This window comes from Klebsiella sp. TF21-TM (assembly GCF_019753495.1).
Taxonomy (GTDB): domain Bacteria; phylum Pseudomonadota; class Gammaproteobacteria; order Enterobacterales; family Enterobacteriaceae; genus Klebsiella; species Klebsiella quasipneumoniae.
This window is the reverse complement of the sequence record NZ_JAIJYL010000020.1, coordinates 1-14669: the sequence shown is the minus strand read 5'-3', so window position 1 is coordinate 14669 and position 14669 is coordinate 1. Positions and strand designations below refer to the sequence as shown.

The following is a 14669-nucleotide window of genomic DNA, read 5'->3' as shown; positions in this document are numbered from 1 at the left end:
TCTCCTTATCGACCGGAAGGCGTGCCGATGGCAGCAGAAATTGGTGCGGCCTTGCTCTGTGTGAACGGACTCCATGTGCCACCAAACGTCTGATACGCGCCATAGGCTTTCAGCGGTGCCGTGAGTAACGTTTGGGTTACAGCAGCGTTGGACTGACTTTTTGCTGCATTCCCTTCTGCGATCGCATTCATACCCTGAACCTGGTACCCATACGCCTCTCGCTGCGCATTATTCACGGTAGTAAGCGCGTCGAGCGTCCCGAACTGCGCCGTATCACCGAAAATATCCAATGATGTGCCAGAGGAAAGATCGGCCCCGGTTGCGCCCATAGTCGCGGCCTGTGTACCGGCAGCCTGCCGGCTTCGGCGGCGCACCTCTTCAGCCTGAATATTGCCGCGGTTAACGGCATCCTGCGCCTGATTTTCGGCAATATCAGCATTCTGGTTAGCAACCGCCTGGGCATATTTACCTTGTTGATGCTGGCTGTATGCTGACATAGCGCCTATCACAAGTGTTGCGCCGGCGGCGATGGTTGCTGGTTCACACATCAGTTTTTCTCCATGTAAAAGCGGTGGAACGGCAGGCCGAGCACACCATACGGCGCCGGGTCTTCCAGGGTAAAACCGAGCCAGTGCAGCCACGCTTTTGCGACGTGGTTACGGGCATCGACATAATTTTCGAGATACGGATAGACGGACAGCATTGCAGCAACCACCTTCCGGCAGCGGCGCAGAAATGTGCGCTGATAGCGCTCCAGATCATCCGTGCCGACAAGCCAGGGGATCCCGCTGCCGCCAATCATTGAAGCGGGTGCCACGCCAAAGACGGTGACAACGCGGCCGTTTATCAAACCGGCACAGCAGAAGGTTGATGTGCGAAGGCCACATTCCAGAACACGGGAAGCACTCCAGCCATTCGTGGCGGCAAACTCTTCGATGTCTGCCAGGCGCACGCGGGGGATAATTTCAGCGATGTGCGCTGCGGTGGCCGGGACTATCTGAGCGTTAATCATTAGAAACCTCCCACGGTGATGCGGGGGATCACCGCCAGCACAGAAAGCGGCAGCGGGTCAGTCTGACGAATTTTTACCCGCCCATTTTTATCCCAGTTGCTGTCGAGTTTGACCTCTACTTTGCCTGTGGCGTCATCAACCGGATCGTCGTAAAACTCAAACTCGCGCTGAGGGTATTCGTACCACTGGCCGCCTGGAGTTGATGCCCAGATGCCTCGGCTGGCGTTGACCACCAGCGTCACGGAATTGATCAGCTGTTTCTTATCGAGCAGCGTCTCCTGCCCGTTAATATTGATGTCCAGGGTTTCAAACTGGGCGTTAATCGGCAGGCCGATGTGGACCACTGCGCCGGGTTTCTCCAGCGTAACGGCGCCGCCGGTGACGACTTTCTGCGGCTCTACACTGGCGTCGGACAGTACATTGACGGTCTGTCCTTCAAGGTGATCGAGTCCGGCGAATGTCTGGCGGGCCATATACCAGTTAGTGGTGGCGGTATTGCGCAGGACAGGAGGAATATTCCTGTTGGCTGTGACGGTTACCGAGTTGCCGCTTTCAACCGAAATAATGTCGCAGCGCAGCTGCATGGCAACGGCGCTACCATCTTCAGGATCGGTTCCTGTGTAGGGGAACTGGATCTGTGCGCCGACGTCTCCCGCGGTAAAATAGCTGGCCCCGCTCATCGTCAGGGTATACGGCACCTGATAACTCCAGTCCCCGCTTCCACCGGTGATAGTCGCCGCCCGGCTGCCGGTGTTGCGTCCGTCATAGGTCAGTCCGCTGTCGACAAAGAAAGCGTCAAGGTCATCGGTGAACTGGCGGCTTGCCAGCCTCTCGATATAGCGTTTCGTCTGGCCGTTGATAGTGCGGTTAACCACGAAATAGATCGCATCCTCGCTGCCTTCACTGATACCGCAAGTGCTCTCATATTTCCCGGCGCTGGATTGCGGAGACCAGGCGAAAACCTGCTGATCACGCAGATAGGTCAGCACCAGCAATTTTCCATCGTCACGCACGCAGAACGCGCTGGAAAACGGAACAATACAAAACGCCCAGTCGACAATGCTGCGCTTCTGGAAAAGGTGATTAGCGAGGATTGTCAGGTCGTTGCCCTGGAATCCATCAACATCAAACGAGTAGGCCAGATCCCGCACGACGCTGCCCTTCTCCTGGATAAAGAGCGCGATATTCGAAACCGCGATAGGAGGGACATCGCTGCAGCCGTTTGAGCCCTGAGAACTCAGGGAGAATGCAGACGGCGTAAGCACTTTATTCTGGTCACCGGTCACAACAAACTCACCGCCGGAGGTCAGAACAACCAGCGATCCGACATCGATAAGGTGGCGAATTTCGTTAACCTGCCGGCCAGCGTAGGTATAAACGATCCTGTCATCGTCCTGCGTCGGGTTGCTCTTGCCGAAGTCTTTATAGTCACCGGTACGGCTGGCCCAGATGGTTTGCGGATACGCAGGAGACGCAGCGAAGTACAGCCTCTGCTGGTAGTAGACGACCGTCGCCGGGTAGCCATTGACGCTGTTCCATGCATAGCGCGCCCACTTGTAGCTGGCCTTGTCAGCACCGACAACGTTCTCAGGGATACGAGAAACCACATCAGCGGTTGCAGTCAGCCCGTCACCGACGACGGCAGTGATCCGCACAATGCCAAAACCACTATGCAGGTATTCCCACTGCACGCCTGTATCATCATCGCCGGTTCCGCCCCAGCCATCCCACGCCATACCTTCGGTGTGTGATGGGCGTAGCGTCCCGGTTTTTCCTTCGGTATTGGCGCGATAGTAGTTGCTGTCGGCGCGCCGGATATCCTCGATCGATGTGCTCTTGCTGGTTTCCCATACCGGTACAGAGTCAACGGCTGGCTGCTCGAGGTAGAACAGCTTTCCGACCTGTTCGGCGCCGAATATTGCAGAGCTCGCGGTAAGAGTGATTGTGCCAGTGGTGGCGCTGGCCCAGACAGTTTTGGACTCGTCGACGTTGATATCCTCAAACGGGCCGTTAGTTGTCTGCACATCGACGATCTGCCAGTTGTCATGCGCATACCGGCGCAATTCTTTAGGCGGATAGGACGGGTGCACGATCGTCATCACGTCGGCGCTTTGGGTGAATTTCAGGCCGAAAACATCATTTTCTGTATAAGGTGTCGCCAGCTCGTAAATCACATCGCCGGTGGTGAGCACCAGGCCGCCGTCTTTGATGACGCGCATGTAATTGTGACCAAACTCCAGCGCATAGGTCTGCACCGTCGAAAACTGGAAAGGTATCAGGCGACATTTGCGATCCGGGTATTTCGCCGCGGCGATGAACTGCGTGCCCGGGCGGTTCTCTACCCCGCCATACTGCCGCACAATAAAGTTATCGCACTTGCGCAGTGCCACCTGGTACTTCGCCATATCGATGCGGCCATAGAGCGATGGAGCAATTTCGCCACCTGAGAAGCTCGGTTGTATCCAGCTAACAGCCATCAGCACATCCTCGCTACGGTAAAAGGATCGTCAGGCATTTGCGGTTCCTGCGATTCGTTCATGCTGTGAGAGCCAGCGCTGAGGATGATCCGGCTATACATACTCAGGGCATTATTGCCGAGGTCGGCATTACCCGTGAGAACCATGTTAATAGCCGCGGCCAGGCGCCAGGATAGAGCCTCCTGGAAGATGGGATCGAACATGTTCACGTCGGTGATGCGGGCAACATACCGAAGCCAGGCCTGCGGCAGATCGGTGTAAATCAGTCGCCCCGTGCCGGCGCTGTCCGCGCCGACCACATACTGCACGCGCATGGCAGCCGTTGGATACCGAACACCGGGGACCGGAATTTCAATAATCTTCAGGCAGTCAGTCGGATACGTGTATGCGAATGCCCAGTCCTGCGGCGGGTTGTTGGTGTCAGCCAGCGCGATATTCTTGGTCGCAAAATTCCAGTCAAAGTCGGCCAGCACAGCATCTCGAATCGACTCGTAATACAGCGAGCATTGCCCGGCTTCTTTGCTGGCTTCTTCAAGGCTGTTGATACTCCGGTTATTACCGATGTTGCTCAGTGCCCGGTTGCAGATCTCAATGACAGAGGCCATTACTCGCCCCCTTCACCGTAAAGCGTCTGCGCCGCCGTCTTCGGCGCCTCACCTGAAATAGGCGACAGCGCCATATCGGTGATTTGCAGATCCGCGCTGCGGAAAGTGCCATCGTCGCCTTCACGCGCCGAGATACCCTTAATCACTGCTTTTGCGGTGATCATCACCTCAGTGCCTACATTCTGCGGCTGCGCTTTCAGCTTATTCAGGGTGTCATTGTTCAGCGTGATGCACAGCCCCCACGGATATTCGTCACGGGTTTTGGTCTCGCCGCTTTCATCCTGGTAGCTGTCGGTGCCGGTTTTGAGATTGACCATTTCCATAGAACGCTCCTACAAGAAAGGGGCCGAAGCCCCCTGGTTTATTCTGAGGCTCAGACGCCTAAATCTTTTCGCTTTTCGGCGATCTTCTCGCGCAGCGTTTCGGCTTTGGTGTTGTGATGAGGCTTCTCGTTAAAGAGCAGCTCGTACTCTTCGCGGAGCTTATCCAGCTCGTCATCGCCACCACCGCCTTCGTTCAGCGGCTCAGGTTTAACGACGGCGGGAGCCACAACCTTTTGCGTTGCCTTCGCCTTTGCTTCCTTCGCCGCTTCGTTCAGCGGCTCCAGCGCGGAGCCAGGCACCCCGTCATACTCAATCTCTGAACCCTCCGGCCAGAGGTTGTTATGGATATGGGACAGACGCAGCACGCGGTATTTTGCTTTTTCAGCTGACATCGATATCTCCTTAGCCGGTCACTTTAGAGCGGGTCGGGTACGGGGTATTAGCATCAACGTCCAGGTTGATACCAGAGGTGAACGCGCCAGCAGTCAGCGGGCCGGTGGCTACGGAGTAGTTCACACGCAGATAGCGCAGAACGCCCGCCGGTACCTTCGCCGACACAACGCGCTTACCAGCTTTAAGCGCTGCCAGAGCCAGGGCGCCGCTGTCATAAATGGTCGTCCAGGTGCTGTTGTCAGGGCTGGTCTGCAACTGCACGTTGACGGTGGCGGCGCCAGCAGCGGTGGCCGTGGTGTTAACGAGAGCCCAAAACTCCAGCAGATAACCAACGCCGATATCACGGCGGGTGCCGTCGACAGGCGCCAGGTCAATAACATCGGTAGAAGCAGCAGTAGCCGTAACCGCCTGCGCTTCGGAGAACATCAACAGTTTGTCGAGGATCATCTTCATTTCTCCATTTAGCAGCCCGTTACCGGGCCGCTGGTTATAGTCAGGGGTTAAACCACGCGAGCTTCAGTTTCCAGAAGCGCATCGGTTTCGCGAATCGGAACGCCGCGGAAACTGGTCCACCAATCGCCTTCAGTCTCTTTGACGCTAATCGCCAGAGAGGATTTCTCCAGCGATTGCAGGTCAAGAGCCTGGGCTACAGTGCGGTTCATGTAGAACACCGGGCGCCCCATGCCACGGTTAGGGATGCGATGCAGCGCTTTCACCATGAGCTTGGCGATGTTCGCTGCCGCAGCAGGATCGGACAGGTCGCTGATATCGATGTTCGCGATGCGCACAACGTAGCGCCAGTCGCGCAGGCACAGGCCGTTATCCCACTTATAGTGGGTGCGGTAGCCTTCATACTGGCCGCCGCTGGCATCTTTCAGAGTCTGCTGGCCTTTATCTTCCATCTGCAGACCTGCTTTCTGGCCTTTCGGGAAGATACCGTGAACGGTGTTTTCGCCCCATACAATGAGCCAGATTGAAGTGTTATCGGTGCCAGTACCGCCGGCGTCGATAATGTTTTGCGCGTTGGTAGCCGTCAGGTCGGAGTAGCGAGAAGACAGGCCCATGAACTGCTGCGGGTTAACGCTGGAGTCGCCATAAAAAAGCGTTTGAGCCATCTGCTGATTCATCGCCTCGAGGAAAGCGCGATCTTCTGACAGCCGAAATTCAGCGGTATTTCCGTTCAGATCTGCCAGAGATTTATCAATCTCCGCATAGGTTTCCAGCATGCCAATGCCATCGGTAACCTGCACAGTGGTCGATTTGCTCGGCTGGACGCCGTAATTGAGCAGACGCCAGGTCGCCGACGGCAGGCCAGAGCGAATGGTCGTACGATGACCTGTCGGCAGGTTGCCTTCAACGATCAACATGTCCTGCAGGATCGGGTTGGTTTGGGAAAGGAGTTCGATAATTTTATCGACTTTCCCGTTCGGGTCGATGCGCTTACCCCAGTCTGCCAGCGTCAGCGCAGTAATGCCTTTAACAGCCATGGTTATATCCTCTCTTATTTGCCATAAAGCACTTCGGCCGCACTACGCTGACCGCTTTCTTTTCCTGTCACCACGCCATCTTCTGACATGGCTTTTCCTACTTTGACGAACGCCTTAACCAGCTCCGGGTGATTACCCAGCCCTGTGCCGTTCAGATACTCTTTCAGCGCCGGCGTGCCGAAGGTGTCTAGGGCTCGCTGAGCAACACCGAGGTTGGCCGTCAACTTATCGCCGCCGATTTCTTTATCGGCCTTCACAGTTGCTGCCCACTCTTCAGTTTGCGCCTGCCAGGCTTCTGCCTGACGCTGCTGCACACCGGCCAGAATTTTCGGGTATGCATCCACCAGCTTCTGCGCCTGCTCATTGGTCAGGTTCAGCTCGCGCGCTACCGGCTCGAAATCTTTCAGCGCTTCGGTATCCAGGTCGACGCCATCGGCAGCCGTAAATTCATACTTCTCTGGCGCGCCTTCCTGCTTCTGCTCTTTCTCGGCTTTTTGCTGCTCTCCGTCCTGGTTCTCAGCCTTTTCTTGCTGGCCTTCACCATCAATGGAAGGGTTTTCACCATCCTGTTGTGCAGGCTGATCGCCCTGAGGGGCAGGACCTGTGCCTGGTGCAGATGGTTCAGATGCTGCCGGCGCAGCGCCGCCATCAGCGGGCTGCTCATTGCAAAGACGGCGGTGTAACAAACGTTCAAACAAAGTCATTGCTCATCCCCTTAAACAGGAATTGTTTTGGCTTTCAGCTGCGTAAGGACAGCATTCAGCGTGGTACGAAGAGCCGCGGCATCATTGAGAATCGCGTTGTACTTCGTCACCAGGTCGTTGTGATCAACAAGGAGACCAGCCACATCGCTTGCACTGGATGCGGTATCTGCGGTTGCGGTAGCTGCCGCAGCGGCGGCAATGGAGGCTCCGAGCTTTACGCCGCCGTAGTCAGTGGTCGTGGGCGCGCCAATTACCGCCGGCGCCGGATCGGGAACTTCAACGATCTGCTTATTGCCATCGAAACGGACTACGCGCTGTTTTTGGATCTGAGTCATTTGATTACCCCATTAGCCTCTGCGGCCATCTTCAGATACTGTTCAGGGCAGTGCGCCATGACGCGCTGGAACAATGCCAGCGCCAGGTTGCGCTGCCCCTCGTTGAAAGCAGTCACTTGCGGATCACCGGCAAAGCAGGCAGAAAACACCTTGCCCTGCTCCAGTACCCCCCAGATCACCCGGCGGCCCTGCTCGCTACCCATGACGAAACGGATATCTTCAATGTCACGCTGTTGAAGGATTTCCTTCTCGCGTGCAGATTCAGCAGCCAACTGGTCATCATCAAAATCTGTCATTGCTGACCACCTGCAGGAGCACCTGCTGCGTTAGAAAGTGCTGTCAGTACGCTGGGATCCGCCGTCTGCGCTTCACTGAGAGTCTTGGCACCCTGAGCGGCAGCCATGCCCATAGCCACCATTTGCTGCTGTTGCTGCTGCTGAGCGCGCTGCTCGCGAACCTGCTCAACCTGTTCCTGTGGAACGATGACTGTCGGCGAGACACCGGACATCTCCGCGAATGCATCAATGGCTTGATCCACGTTGAGTTTGTCCAGCGCTTCCGGTTTGGCCTGTGCCAGCTGGCCAATGAAGCCGACGGTGGATGACAGGCTGGATAGCCCAATAGATTTCTGCGCCTGCGCCATCACCGAGATGTACTCAATGCGCAGCGGCATACCCTGCAGGACGTCCGGCGGGGGCGGGAGAAGGTTTTTTCTCGCCATGATGGAGAAGGTGCGATCGATAAGTGGGTTCAGGCATTCATCGTTCAGACGTTCCAGCACCGGGCCCAGCATCAGCAACTTCTCTTCTTTCATCTCGATCACTGCTTCAACCGGCATCGAGCGGGTATTGATGTTCTGCAACATCATGAAGAGGTCGACAAAGTAGGCGCTGTTGATGATCTGCCGGGTATCCTGGATATCGGCGAGCAGGTCGGCGGTATTCGGGTTAACCAGATAGGCAGGCTTGAAACCATCCTGGCCGGTTACCTGATCGATATAGGTGATATCGCCAGGCAAAAGGGAAACACGCTGGTTGCGGAGTGATGACGGACCAACCATCGGCGGGTTGGTGGCCTTGTCGATCAGTTGGCTTTTTCGCTTCTGCTCCAGTTGCAGAGCTTTAACCTGGCCGAGGGCAATCATACCCGGGCAGGATGAGCCGTATACGTCCTCGCCGTTCACTTCCCAGCGCGGCGCCATAATCGGAAATTCATCGAAACCAGACTCACGCAGCAACTTATCGCTGTCGCCGCCAACCTCGTAATAAACCGATTTTACCGGCTTATTTTTGCTGTTGAGCTTGGCAGTATCGCGGTCGATGTTCGGATAAACGGCATGAATAACTTCGATCCAGCTTTCGTAGTTCCCGGAATCCCACATGCCCTTCACTGAATCGCTGACGTTATTGAGGCCAAACTCCATTACCAGCTGGCGCACCGTCATGGAGAATTTGCGGAAACAGGTGTCAACGCTGCCGCGCGCAGAGTTCGCCATGTAGTAACTACCGATCGGAAACATCATCGTGCGGATAACGTCGCTGTCATCTTCCAGAACAGCCATAGCGCCGGTGCTGTAATTCCCCAGGCTGGCGTAAAGCAGCGGCAGCGACTGGTAGATATTGGATTTGTTGAATACTTCGTTCATGCGGCGCTGAACGACTTCAAGCCACAGTTTCACTGGGCCGTAGTCCATCATGTCAGGGTCAGGCGTTGCCAGCTTGAACCACGGGCGCGCAGGAGAAGTGATCCCCGACATCATGCCGCTCGATAGCGTGCGTGCTGCCAGGGTGGCGGTGGGGTCAACAATTTTCGTATTGCGGCGGTCATCCCGGTTTACATCGGTGACCAGGAAGCGTGAGCCACGCGGATTGATGAAATCGCTCAGTTCGCGCCAGTGCGGATCGAACGATGAGCGATCATTAGTGAGCTGTGCCTGCTGCTTTTGCAGTTGCTCTTTCAGGGTTTCCGCTGCCATCTGCCGCGCTCCAGTTACTGACCGAGCAGCGTTTTGCCGCTGGTATTTGCGGCGGAGGTATCACCCTGCGCACCGGTCAGCAGCGTAGAACTACGCCCGGCGGCCGCACGACGGCGCCTGGTTTCTTCATCGCGGGAATCGACTACAGCCTGATCCTGTTCCTGCGGAGCCGCCTGAACTTCTGGTGCTGCAGGCACTGAAGGCTTGCTGCCAATGCACATATCGATACTCCATACGCGTTTAAATTATTACCAATTTAACCACATATGATTTATTTGTCGTAGTGTATTGACCTTTTGACGATAAATTATTACCTTTTTGGTAAACACAACATGAAAGCGCACCCCATTCCCTTCCATTGGTGGCTTTGTCGTTACTCAGATGGCGGAGTGCGCTTCCAGGTGTGAAAGCATCCGGCGTATGGCACATGCGTCGATAGCGGTCCGGGGGCTCCTTGGTACATGGCCCAGCGGGTAGCCGGAATGTGCAAGCCATGCCCTGCATGCACGACAGCGACTCACCATCGTGGCGGTACGGTGTGACACCTCGGAAGAGACGAGGATGCAACGATGAGAGCATTGGCGGAAGCAACGCCTCCCTCGCCGGGTGGTCCACTGTGGTAATCAGTGCTCTCTTCGTTGTGGCATTAGCTCAGTCGGATAGAGCAACCGCCTTCTAAGCGGTTGGTCGCAGGTTCGAATCCTGCATGCTGCACCAGAATCACGCCTCAGGACCGTGATACCCGTAGTTCCAGTGCAAGTTTGGCGGTGGCAGTTATTCCCTTTCTGACCACCGCCCTTTTTACAGCAGGACGCCATTGCGATGACTTCATGCTGTAAACCCTGTGACACCCAGCCAAGGACGGCACTTTCCATCATCCCTGTTTCGCCCGGTTCGTCCGGGCATTTTTTTGCCAGTTGGTTACCTGCCGGGTATTATCAAACACTCACACAGCAAGGAGGTTTTATGTCAGAACAGGCTTATGATTTATCCAAGATAAAAGAGATTGATCAGACTGATGATACTCAAAAGGCAAACTATCTTTTGGCTAATGGGTGGGTTTTGTTGAAGGTCACCGAATCTCAGTCCCACGACTCCAACGGAGCATTATATTCTACAGTTTGGTTTACTATCGGAAACCCTCAGTAATTATTAATGGCCCGCCGATGCGCGGGCTTTTTTTTACGCCCACGGGTCGTACTCGCTGATCACGTTGGGCTGCTTGCCGCCGGTAGCAGGGAAATCTGAACGCTTCGTCACCGGGTATGCGAACGTCAGAAGCAGCGCATCGCCCTTGCCCGGCGACCGGCCCAAACGCTCTTTAATATCCTCTTTCGGCTCCATGACGATCTTACCGTCCACCCTCACCTTGTACTCTGCTGCGGACAGGTCGTCCGCCGTCTCCTGGTCGTCCAGCGCGCCGCCGAGCTTGAGCCACGTCTTACAGGCGTTGAACATCTCGCCGCGCTTATTCAGCATCTGTGGATCTGCCGATGCGCCGCCGAACGGCACAAGCTGCCAGGTGCGGCCCCAGCCGTCGCCGATGGACTTCAGCCCGGTACCGTAACCGAAGTCGATAAACACCGCGTCAGCCTGGTACTGGTACTCAAAGTCGGCGATACGCTTCGCCATAATCAGATCGTCGGTGGTCTTGTTGCCGGTCCACAGCACTTTGCTGTGCAGCCCCTGGCGGAGATAAATCACTGCGTCATCCACGCCGGAATATGCCGGGTCGACGCCGATTATTCGCGGGGCGTGCGCCACCTGCGCAGCGGTAACAACGCGCTTCATCGCCTCATCAGTCAGCCCGGTAGGGATGAACTGCAGCTCCGACGCATCAGGGAAGATCCCGCGCACGCGGACCTTCACAAAGTCGCTATCCTCGCCGTAGTCGTCCACCCATTTCTGCAACTGCTGCTTGTTGGTGCCTTCGACGGTGCGGCTGTCGATTTGCGCGCACTTCCAGCGATGCTTGTATTTGCGGAAGCACTCGCGGAATCGCCCGGTGTTGCGCGTCGGGTTACCGAACGCCACCCAGATAATTTCGGTATCCTCGTCCGTCAGCGCACCCTCGGCAACCTCCCAGACCAGATCCGCGATGTTGGATGCTTCGTCGAACACCACAACGATGCGCTTACGCTCGTTGTGCAGGCCAGCAAATGCCTCGGTGTTGTGCTCAGACCAGGGAATAGCATCGGCGCGCCAGCGTTTGTCGTGGCCCGGATCGTTGCTGTACATCGCGGTTGCGGTGCAGGTGAACCACTCTTTCGTGATAGCCAGGTTCGACCATTTGATGATTTCCGGCCAGGTCTTCGTGCGCAGCTGGTTGTCGGTGTTAGCGGTCACCACCACCTTGCAATCTTCACAGGTGGACATAGCCCAGTTAATCAGCATCGAGATGAACGCAGATTTGCCGATGCCGTGCCCGGATGCGCGGGAAATCATCAGCGGCTGGTGACGAGTCGCGGGATTCTGCAGGTGCTCGCCTATCTCGCGGAATGCGTCAGCCTGCCACTGTCGCGGCCCGGAGGCGTGCGCCAGTTCGGTGCCATCCTCACCCCACGGGAACGCATACAGCGCATAGCCAAGCGGGTCATGGGTGAAGCTGGCGATATCGTCGATCAGCTGTTCTTCCGGGGATAAATCGGCGTCTGTCACTGGTCACCACCATTGCGCTCTTTCAGGCGCTTGCGCGCGGCGGCCATGCGGTCGGCGATAGTGACGTTCACGTTAACTTCCATGCGCTCTTTGAACGCGTTAACGTCGACGTGCTTACCGATTAGCTCGAGGTTCTTCACCTTGTCGGGCCATTTCACCTTCTTCAGGATATGCTCGACATCCTCAACAGAGAGATCAGCCTCGCCATTCTCTTTTTGCAGAGAAGCCTGGGTCGTCTTGATGGTAGCGATATCCATAGCACTGAGAGAGGTACGCCAGACCTTCGGCCATTCAGCGATCGGCTTCATCCCGCCGTCATCGTTCAGGATATCCAGCACATCCATCTGGTCGATTTCCACCAGGCGCAGCAGCACGTAATCGGCGCTGACGCGCAGGCGCTTGTTGCGCTCCTCCATGAGCTCAGCGATTCGTTTCTGGATACGCTCATCACGCATCATCGTGCTGGCTTTGACGTGGGCAGACTTGGGGGAGAACCCGGCATTGATGGCCGCCTGCGTCTGATTTTCAGGGCATTTCACATACTCCTTGGCGTAGGCTTCCTGCATCACCGTCAACGGTTTGTACTGAGTTGATTTGCGCTTCGGATCCTTTGGCATGGTAAATACTCCCAAAAATAATTACCTTTTAGGTAATAATACCATGCCACCAGCGATGTTACATGATCGGAATATCATCATCACTCACCCACCCGGCCCGGTTTATCAGGTAGGTAACGACACCCCGCACTTCAACATCGTCCAGGGCATCCCCTTCCAGCGCCTCACCATCATCAGTGATAAGCGCCTGCCCGCGGACAACAGCAAATTCAGTTTTTCCGGCATACGCGATAAGGACATGATCACCCTGCTTTGGCCGGCGGCAGACATCGACGATGGCATAACCGGCGGCAGTCTCCAGGGCGCGACAGTTGGCGTCATACTGACAAAGGCGGGAAACGGTTAGCGTTTGCTCAACGTAGTCTGCGGCAGGTGATGGAAAGCCCATGATGAACCTCACATAAAAATACTGTATATATAAACAGTATAATCATGCGAGGGTTTAGTCAATATTACGTGACATGTCACAGCGATAGTTTTGTTTCGTGCCAGCCAAGAGTGGCCCAGCACTGAGAGTCACCAGAGCAAGGGCATGATGCCACCGGCAGTTGATCGCCGCACTTCCCGCATCGGCGCTTACTGATGGCGTTAATCTTGCCGCGCACCCGGGCATCATCCTGACGAATTAGCAACGCGATGTACTCAGCCATTTCATACGGCGCACGACCAGGGCGCCGGGCGGCGCAGTTCCGCGCCAGCATTTCCTGCTCCTGCTCATCAAGCACCAGCTCGAGCTTTCTCTCACCGGCGGCGGACTGCCGCGCGCGCTGCGCGGCTTTGCGTTCTGCGGGGGATTTAGGCATCACTTCACCTCCTGCGGTGCGGCCGGCAGCGGCATCCAGTGAGTCGCCGGTAACTCGCGCCCAGAAATAACTGATGTGAAGAAACGACAATTTGCAGCAGAGCACTCCATTTCGCCAACGTTAACCACCCCTCCCATTGCGGTAAGCGCGATGTCGCCAACTTCCGGCATCCGCTCTCTGACCGGAATCCATTTACCCGGCACGGTAGCGGGTTCACTGCCGGGTAGTTGCGGGGCGGCTGCGGCCTTGCGGCGTTCCTGTAGCTCTTCCAGAGCAATCGTCAGCGCGTAATAAAACGAGTGGTCAGCTCGATTGTCGGCGCGTTCTGCGTTATCGCGCGCCAGTTTGACACTGTTCAAAAGCTGGATGACGCTGTTTTCTGCTAACTGGTTATTGGTCATTGGTTGACTCCTTCTGCTGCCCGGTTAACTATCACGCCGTCATAAATCTCATTTAGATGGCCTCTCAGTTCCATCCGACGCAGTGCTGACAGCATGTAATCGCATTCGACCTGCTTATTGCCGGTGAATGGCTTATCCTCTGCGTTTCCCCAGCAACAGTTTCCCTGTGGCCATCCGTGAACCTTTCGAACCTTTCCATTGACTACATGCAGTAACCCCCAGCCTGGCGGAAGGTCTTCGACAGAGATAATCCCCGGCTCGCTGATAAAGAATCGCCAGTCACCCATGCCAAGCTCCGGGCGTATCCGGAAGCGTTTCTTCCTGTCTGCCAGTAGGTCGGCACGGGAACACTTCGCCTCTATCAGGCAGGATGCGAAATTCCTGAACCCCATCGCGTCTGGCTGCTCACCGGTACTGGTGACAGCGACAAAGCGATCGTGAAAGCAGACTTTGAAGCCGTTCCGCTTGAGGAATTGATAGGCTATCTGGCAAAGTTCATCGTGTGTCAGCGCCATCACTCAGCCTCCACCTTGATGCCAGCGTTAACACACGCACGATGAAACTCCAGTTTCACGCCGAACAAAATCTGTTTCCTCTCTTCAATTGCTACCTCTGCGAGATAGTCTTCGAGCATTTTTAGCTTCGGAAGCTTCACGGTGCGGGCCTCCAGCCCGGCGATGCGCTGGCGCAGTGCTGTGTTATCGTCGAACAGCTCACAGATGTGGCGATTCTGCTTGCGAACGCGATTTTCGCTTTCAGTCATTTGCTGCTGCGCCTTCTCCAGCTTTTCGCTGTTAGCCTCAGCTGTTTTTCTCCACGTTGCGCAAATACGTTTCTCTGATTCCAGTGCCTCTACCAGCTCCATGGTCTCCGCCGGGG

At 56.0% G+C, this 14669-nt stretch carries 19 protein-coding genes, 1 tRNA gene and 3 pseudogenes; 2 read left to right on the top strand and 21 right to left on the bottom strand.

Annotated elements, in window-relative coordinates; translation table 11 throughout:
• Positions 1-5: 5 nt before the first annotated feature.
• Genes K5R89_RS18200 through K5R89_RS18140 form a run of 13 tightly spaced genes read right to left on the bottom strand, consistent with a single transcriptional unit; the run spans position 6 to position 9532 of the window.
• Complete coding sequence (locus tag K5R89_RS18200; protein WP_217259515.1) at positions 6-548, bottom strand: hypothetical protein; 543 nt, start codon at positions 546-548, stop codon at positions 6-8.
• Positions 548-1012 carry a hypothetical protein gene (locus K5R89_RS18195; RefSeq protein WP_074384769.1) on the bottom strand — a complete coding sequence of 155 codons (465 nt, stop codon included), beginning with the start codon at positions 1010-1012 and terminating at the stop codon, positions 548-550. Before K5R89_RS18195 ends, K5R89_RS18200 begins: the two co-directional genes overlap by 1 nt.
• Complete coding sequence (locus tag K5R89_RS18190) at positions 1012-3489, bottom strand: hypothetical protein (RefSeq protein WP_217259514.1); 2478 nt, start codon at positions 3487-3489, stop codon at positions 1012-1014. Before K5R89_RS18190 ends, K5R89_RS18195 begins: the two co-directional genes overlap by 1 nt.
• Positions 3489-4094 (bottom strand): hypothetical protein, encoded by a 606-nt coding sequence (locus K5R89_RS18185; protein WP_004141350.1) that lies wholly within the window; start codon positions 4092-4094, stop codon positions 3489-3491. The genes K5R89_RS18190 and K5R89_RS18185 overlap by 1 nt, the downstream gene beginning before the upstream one ends.
• Positions 4094-4417, bottom strand: a complete 324-nt coding sequence (gene gp10 / locus K5R89_RS18180) for a capsid staple protein (protein ID WP_217259513.1) — start codon at positions 4415-4417, stop codon at positions 4094-4096. Before gp10 ends, K5R89_RS18185 begins: the two co-directional genes overlap by 1 nt.
• Before the next feature lie 50 nt (positions 4418-4467).
• Positions 4468-4809, bottom strand: coding sequence for a hypothetical protein (locus K5R89_RS18175; protein ID WP_004152442.1), 342 nt, complete (start codon positions 4807-4809; stop codon positions 4468-4470).
• A 10-nt stretch (positions 4810-4819) separates the two neighbouring features.
• Positions 4820-5257 (bottom strand): Bbp16 family capsid cement protein, encoded by a 438-nt coding sequence (locus K5R89_RS18170; protein WP_217259512.1) that lies wholly within the window; start codon positions 5255-5257, stop codon positions 4820-4822.
• Between the two features lie 53 nt (positions 5258-5310).
• Positions 5311-6297: a major capsid protein gene (locus K5R89_RS18165; protein ID WP_048982556.1), complete on the bottom strand. Its 987-nt coding sequence runs from the start codon at positions 6295-6297 to the stop codon at positions 5311-5313.
• A 14-nt stretch (positions 6298-6311) separates the two neighbouring features.
• Positions 6312-7001, bottom strand: a complete 690-nt coding sequence (locus tag K5R89_RS18160) for a peptidase (protein ID WP_217259511.1) — start codon at positions 6999-7001, stop codon at positions 6312-6314.
• Between the two features lie 11 nt (positions 7002-7012).
• Positions 7013-7336 (bottom strand): phenylalanyl-tRNA synthetase subunit beta, encoded by a 324-nt coding sequence (locus K5R89_RS18155; RefSeq protein ID WP_217259510.1) that lies wholly within the window; start codon positions 7334-7336, stop codon positions 7013-7015.
• A complete protein-coding gene (locus K5R89_RS18150; protein WP_004141364.1) occupies positions 7333-7632 on the bottom strand; it encodes a hypothetical protein in 300 nt (99 codons plus the stop codon). Before K5R89_RS18150 ends, K5R89_RS18155 begins: the two co-directional genes overlap by 4 nt.
• Positions 7629-9311 (bottom strand): portal protein, encoded by a 1683-nt coding sequence (locus K5R89_RS18145; protein ID WP_004141366.1) that lies wholly within the window; start codon positions 9309-9311, stop codon positions 7629-7631. The genes K5R89_RS18150 and K5R89_RS18145 overlap by 4 nt, the downstream gene beginning before the upstream one ends.
• 14 nt (positions 9312-9325) lie before the next feature.
• A complete protein-coding gene (locus K5R89_RS18140; protein WP_004141368.1) occupies positions 9326-9532 on the bottom strand; it encodes a hypothetical protein in 207 nt (68 codons plus the stop codon).
• A gap of 419 nt (positions 9533-9951) precedes the next feature.
• Here K5R89_RS18140 and K5R89_RS18135 point away from each other — a divergent pair.
• Together K5R89_RS18135 and K5R89_RS18130 are read left to right on the top strand one after the other, a co-directional pair.
• Positions 9952-10028: transfer RNA gene (locus K5R89_RS18135), tRNA-Arg, on the top strand.
• A 249-nt stretch (positions 10029-10277) separates the two neighbouring features.
• Positions 10278-10460: a hypothetical protein gene (locus K5R89_RS18130; RefSeq protein ID WP_182250296.1), complete on the top strand. Its 183-nt coding sequence runs from the start codon at positions 10278-10280 to the stop codon at positions 10458-10460.
• Positions 10461-10493: 33 nt separating this feature from the next.
• Here the strand turns inward: K5R89_RS18130 and K5R89_RS18125 are convergent, their stop codons facing one another.
• From K5R89_RS18125 to K5R89_RS18095, 8 genes and pseudogenes are all read right to left on the bottom strand, one after another.
• Complete coding sequence (locus K5R89_RS18125) at positions 10494-11969, bottom strand: terminase (protein WP_217259509.1); 1476 nt, start codon at positions 11967-11969, stop codon at positions 10494-10496.
• Complete coding sequence (locus K5R89_RS18120) at positions 11966-12586, bottom strand: terminase small subunit (protein ID WP_217259508.1); 621 nt, start codon at positions 12584-12586, stop codon at positions 11966-11968. The genes K5R89_RS18125 and K5R89_RS18120 overlap by 4 nt, the downstream gene beginning before the upstream one ends.
• Before the next feature lie 58 nt (positions 12587-12644).
• Positions 12645-12974 carry a hypothetical protein gene (locus K5R89_RS27500; RefSeq protein WP_017896964.1) on the bottom strand — a complete coding sequence of 110 codons (330 nt, stop codon included), beginning with the start codon at positions 12972-12974 and terminating at the stop codon, positions 12645-12647.
• Between the two features lie 76 nt (positions 12975-13050).
• Positions 13051-13389: a hypothetical protein gene (locus tag K5R89_RS18110; protein WP_217259507.1), complete on the bottom strand. Its 339-nt coding sequence runs from the start codon at positions 13387-13389 to the stop codon at positions 13051-13053.
• Positions 13389-13631, bottom strand: a pseudogene (locus tag K5R89_RS27495) (DUF551 domain-containing protein); the annotation flags it as partial. The gene K5R89_RS18110 and the pseudogene K5R89_RS27495, both read right to left, overlap by 1 nt.
• Positions 13629-13790, bottom strand: a pseudogene (locus K5R89_RS27490) (DUF551 domain-containing protein); the annotation flags it as partial. The pseudogenes K5R89_RS27490 and K5R89_RS27495, both read right to left, overlap by 3 nt.
• A complete protein-coding gene (locus K5R89_RS18100; RefSeq protein ID WP_181481104.1) occupies positions 13787-14305 on the bottom strand; it encodes a hypothetical protein in 519 nt (172 codons plus the stop codon). The gene K5R89_RS18100 and the pseudogene K5R89_RS27490, both read right to left, overlap by 4 nt.
• Before the next feature lie 119 nt (positions 14306-14424).
• Positions 14425-14669 (bottom strand): annotated as a pseudogene (locus tag K5R89_RS18095) (ead/Ea22-like family protein); the annotation flags it as partial.

Excerpts from the sequence above, each read along its gene's own strand:
- K5R89_RS18200 (WP_217259515.1), bottom strand. The coding sequence starts at position 548 with ATGTGTGAACCAGCAACCATCGCCGCCGGCGCAACACTTGTGATAGGC.
- K5R89_RS18195 (WP_074384769.1), bottom strand. The coding sequence starts at position 1,012 with ATGATTAACGCTCAGATAGTCCCGGCCACCGCAGCGCACATCGCTGAA.
- K5R89_RS18190 (WP_217259514.1), bottom strand. The coding sequence starts at position 3,489 with ATGGCTGTTAGCTGGATACAACCGAGCTTCTCAGGTGGCGAAATTGCT.
- K5R89_RS18185 (WP_004141350.1), bottom strand. The coding sequence starts at position 4,094 with ATGGCCTCTGTCATTGAGATCTGCAACCGGGCACTGAGCAACATCGGT.
- gp10 (WP_217259513.1), bottom strand. The coding sequence starts at position 4,417 with ATGGAAATGGTCAATCTCAAAACCGGCACCGACAGCTACCAGGATGAA.
- K5R89_RS18175 (WP_004152442.1), bottom strand. The coding sequence starts at position 4,809 with ATGTCAGCTGAAAAAGCAAAATACCGCGTGCTGCGTCTGTCCCATATC.
- K5R89_RS18170 (WP_217259512.1), bottom strand. The coding sequence starts at position 5,257 with ATGATCCTCGACAAACTGTTGATGTTCTCCGAAGCGCAGGCGGTTACG.
- K5R89_RS18165 (WP_048982556.1), bottom strand. The coding sequence starts at position 6,297 with ATGGCTGTTAAAGGCATTACTGCGCTGACGCTGGCAGACTGGGGTAAG.
- K5R89_RS18160 (WP_217259511.1), bottom strand. The coding sequence starts at position 7,001 with ATGACTTTGTTTGAACGTTTGTTACACCGCCGTCTTTGCAATGAGCAG.
- K5R89_RS18155 (WP_217259510.1), bottom strand. The coding sequence starts at position 7,336 with ATGACTCAGATCCAAAAACAGCGCGTAGTCCGTTTCGATGGCAATAAG.
- K5R89_RS18150 (WP_004141364.1), bottom strand. The coding sequence starts at position 7,632 with ATGACAGATTTTGATGATGACCAGTTGGCTGCTGAATCTGCACGCGAG.
- K5R89_RS18145 (WP_004141366.1), bottom strand. The coding sequence starts at position 9,311 with ATGGCAGCGGAAACCCTGAAAGAGCAACTGCAAAAGCAGCAGGCACAG.
- K5R89_RS18140 (WP_004141368.1), bottom strand. The coding sequence starts at position 9,532 with ATGTGCATTGGCAGCAAGCCTTCAGTGCCTGCAGCACCAGAAGTTCAG.
- K5R89_RS18130 (WP_182250296.1), top strand. The coding sequence starts at position 10,278 with ATGTCAGAACAGGCTTATGATTTATCCAAGATAAAAGAGATTGATCAG.
- K5R89_RS18120 (WP_217259508.1), bottom strand. The coding sequence starts at position 12,586 with ATGCCAAAGGATCCGAAGCGCAAATCAACTCAGTACAAACCGTTGACG.
- K5R89_RS27500 (WP_017896964.1), bottom strand. The coding sequence starts at position 12,974 with ATGGGCTTTCCATCACCTGCCGCAGACTACGTTGAGCAAACGCTAACC.
- K5R89_RS18110 (WP_217259507.1), bottom strand. The coding sequence starts at position 13,389 with ATGCCTAAATCCCCCGCAGAACGCAAAGCCGCGCAGCGCGCGCGGCAG.
- K5R89_RS18100 (WP_181481104.1), bottom strand. The coding sequence starts at position 14,305 with ATGGCGCTGACACACGATGAACTTTGCCAGATAGCCTATCAATTCCTC.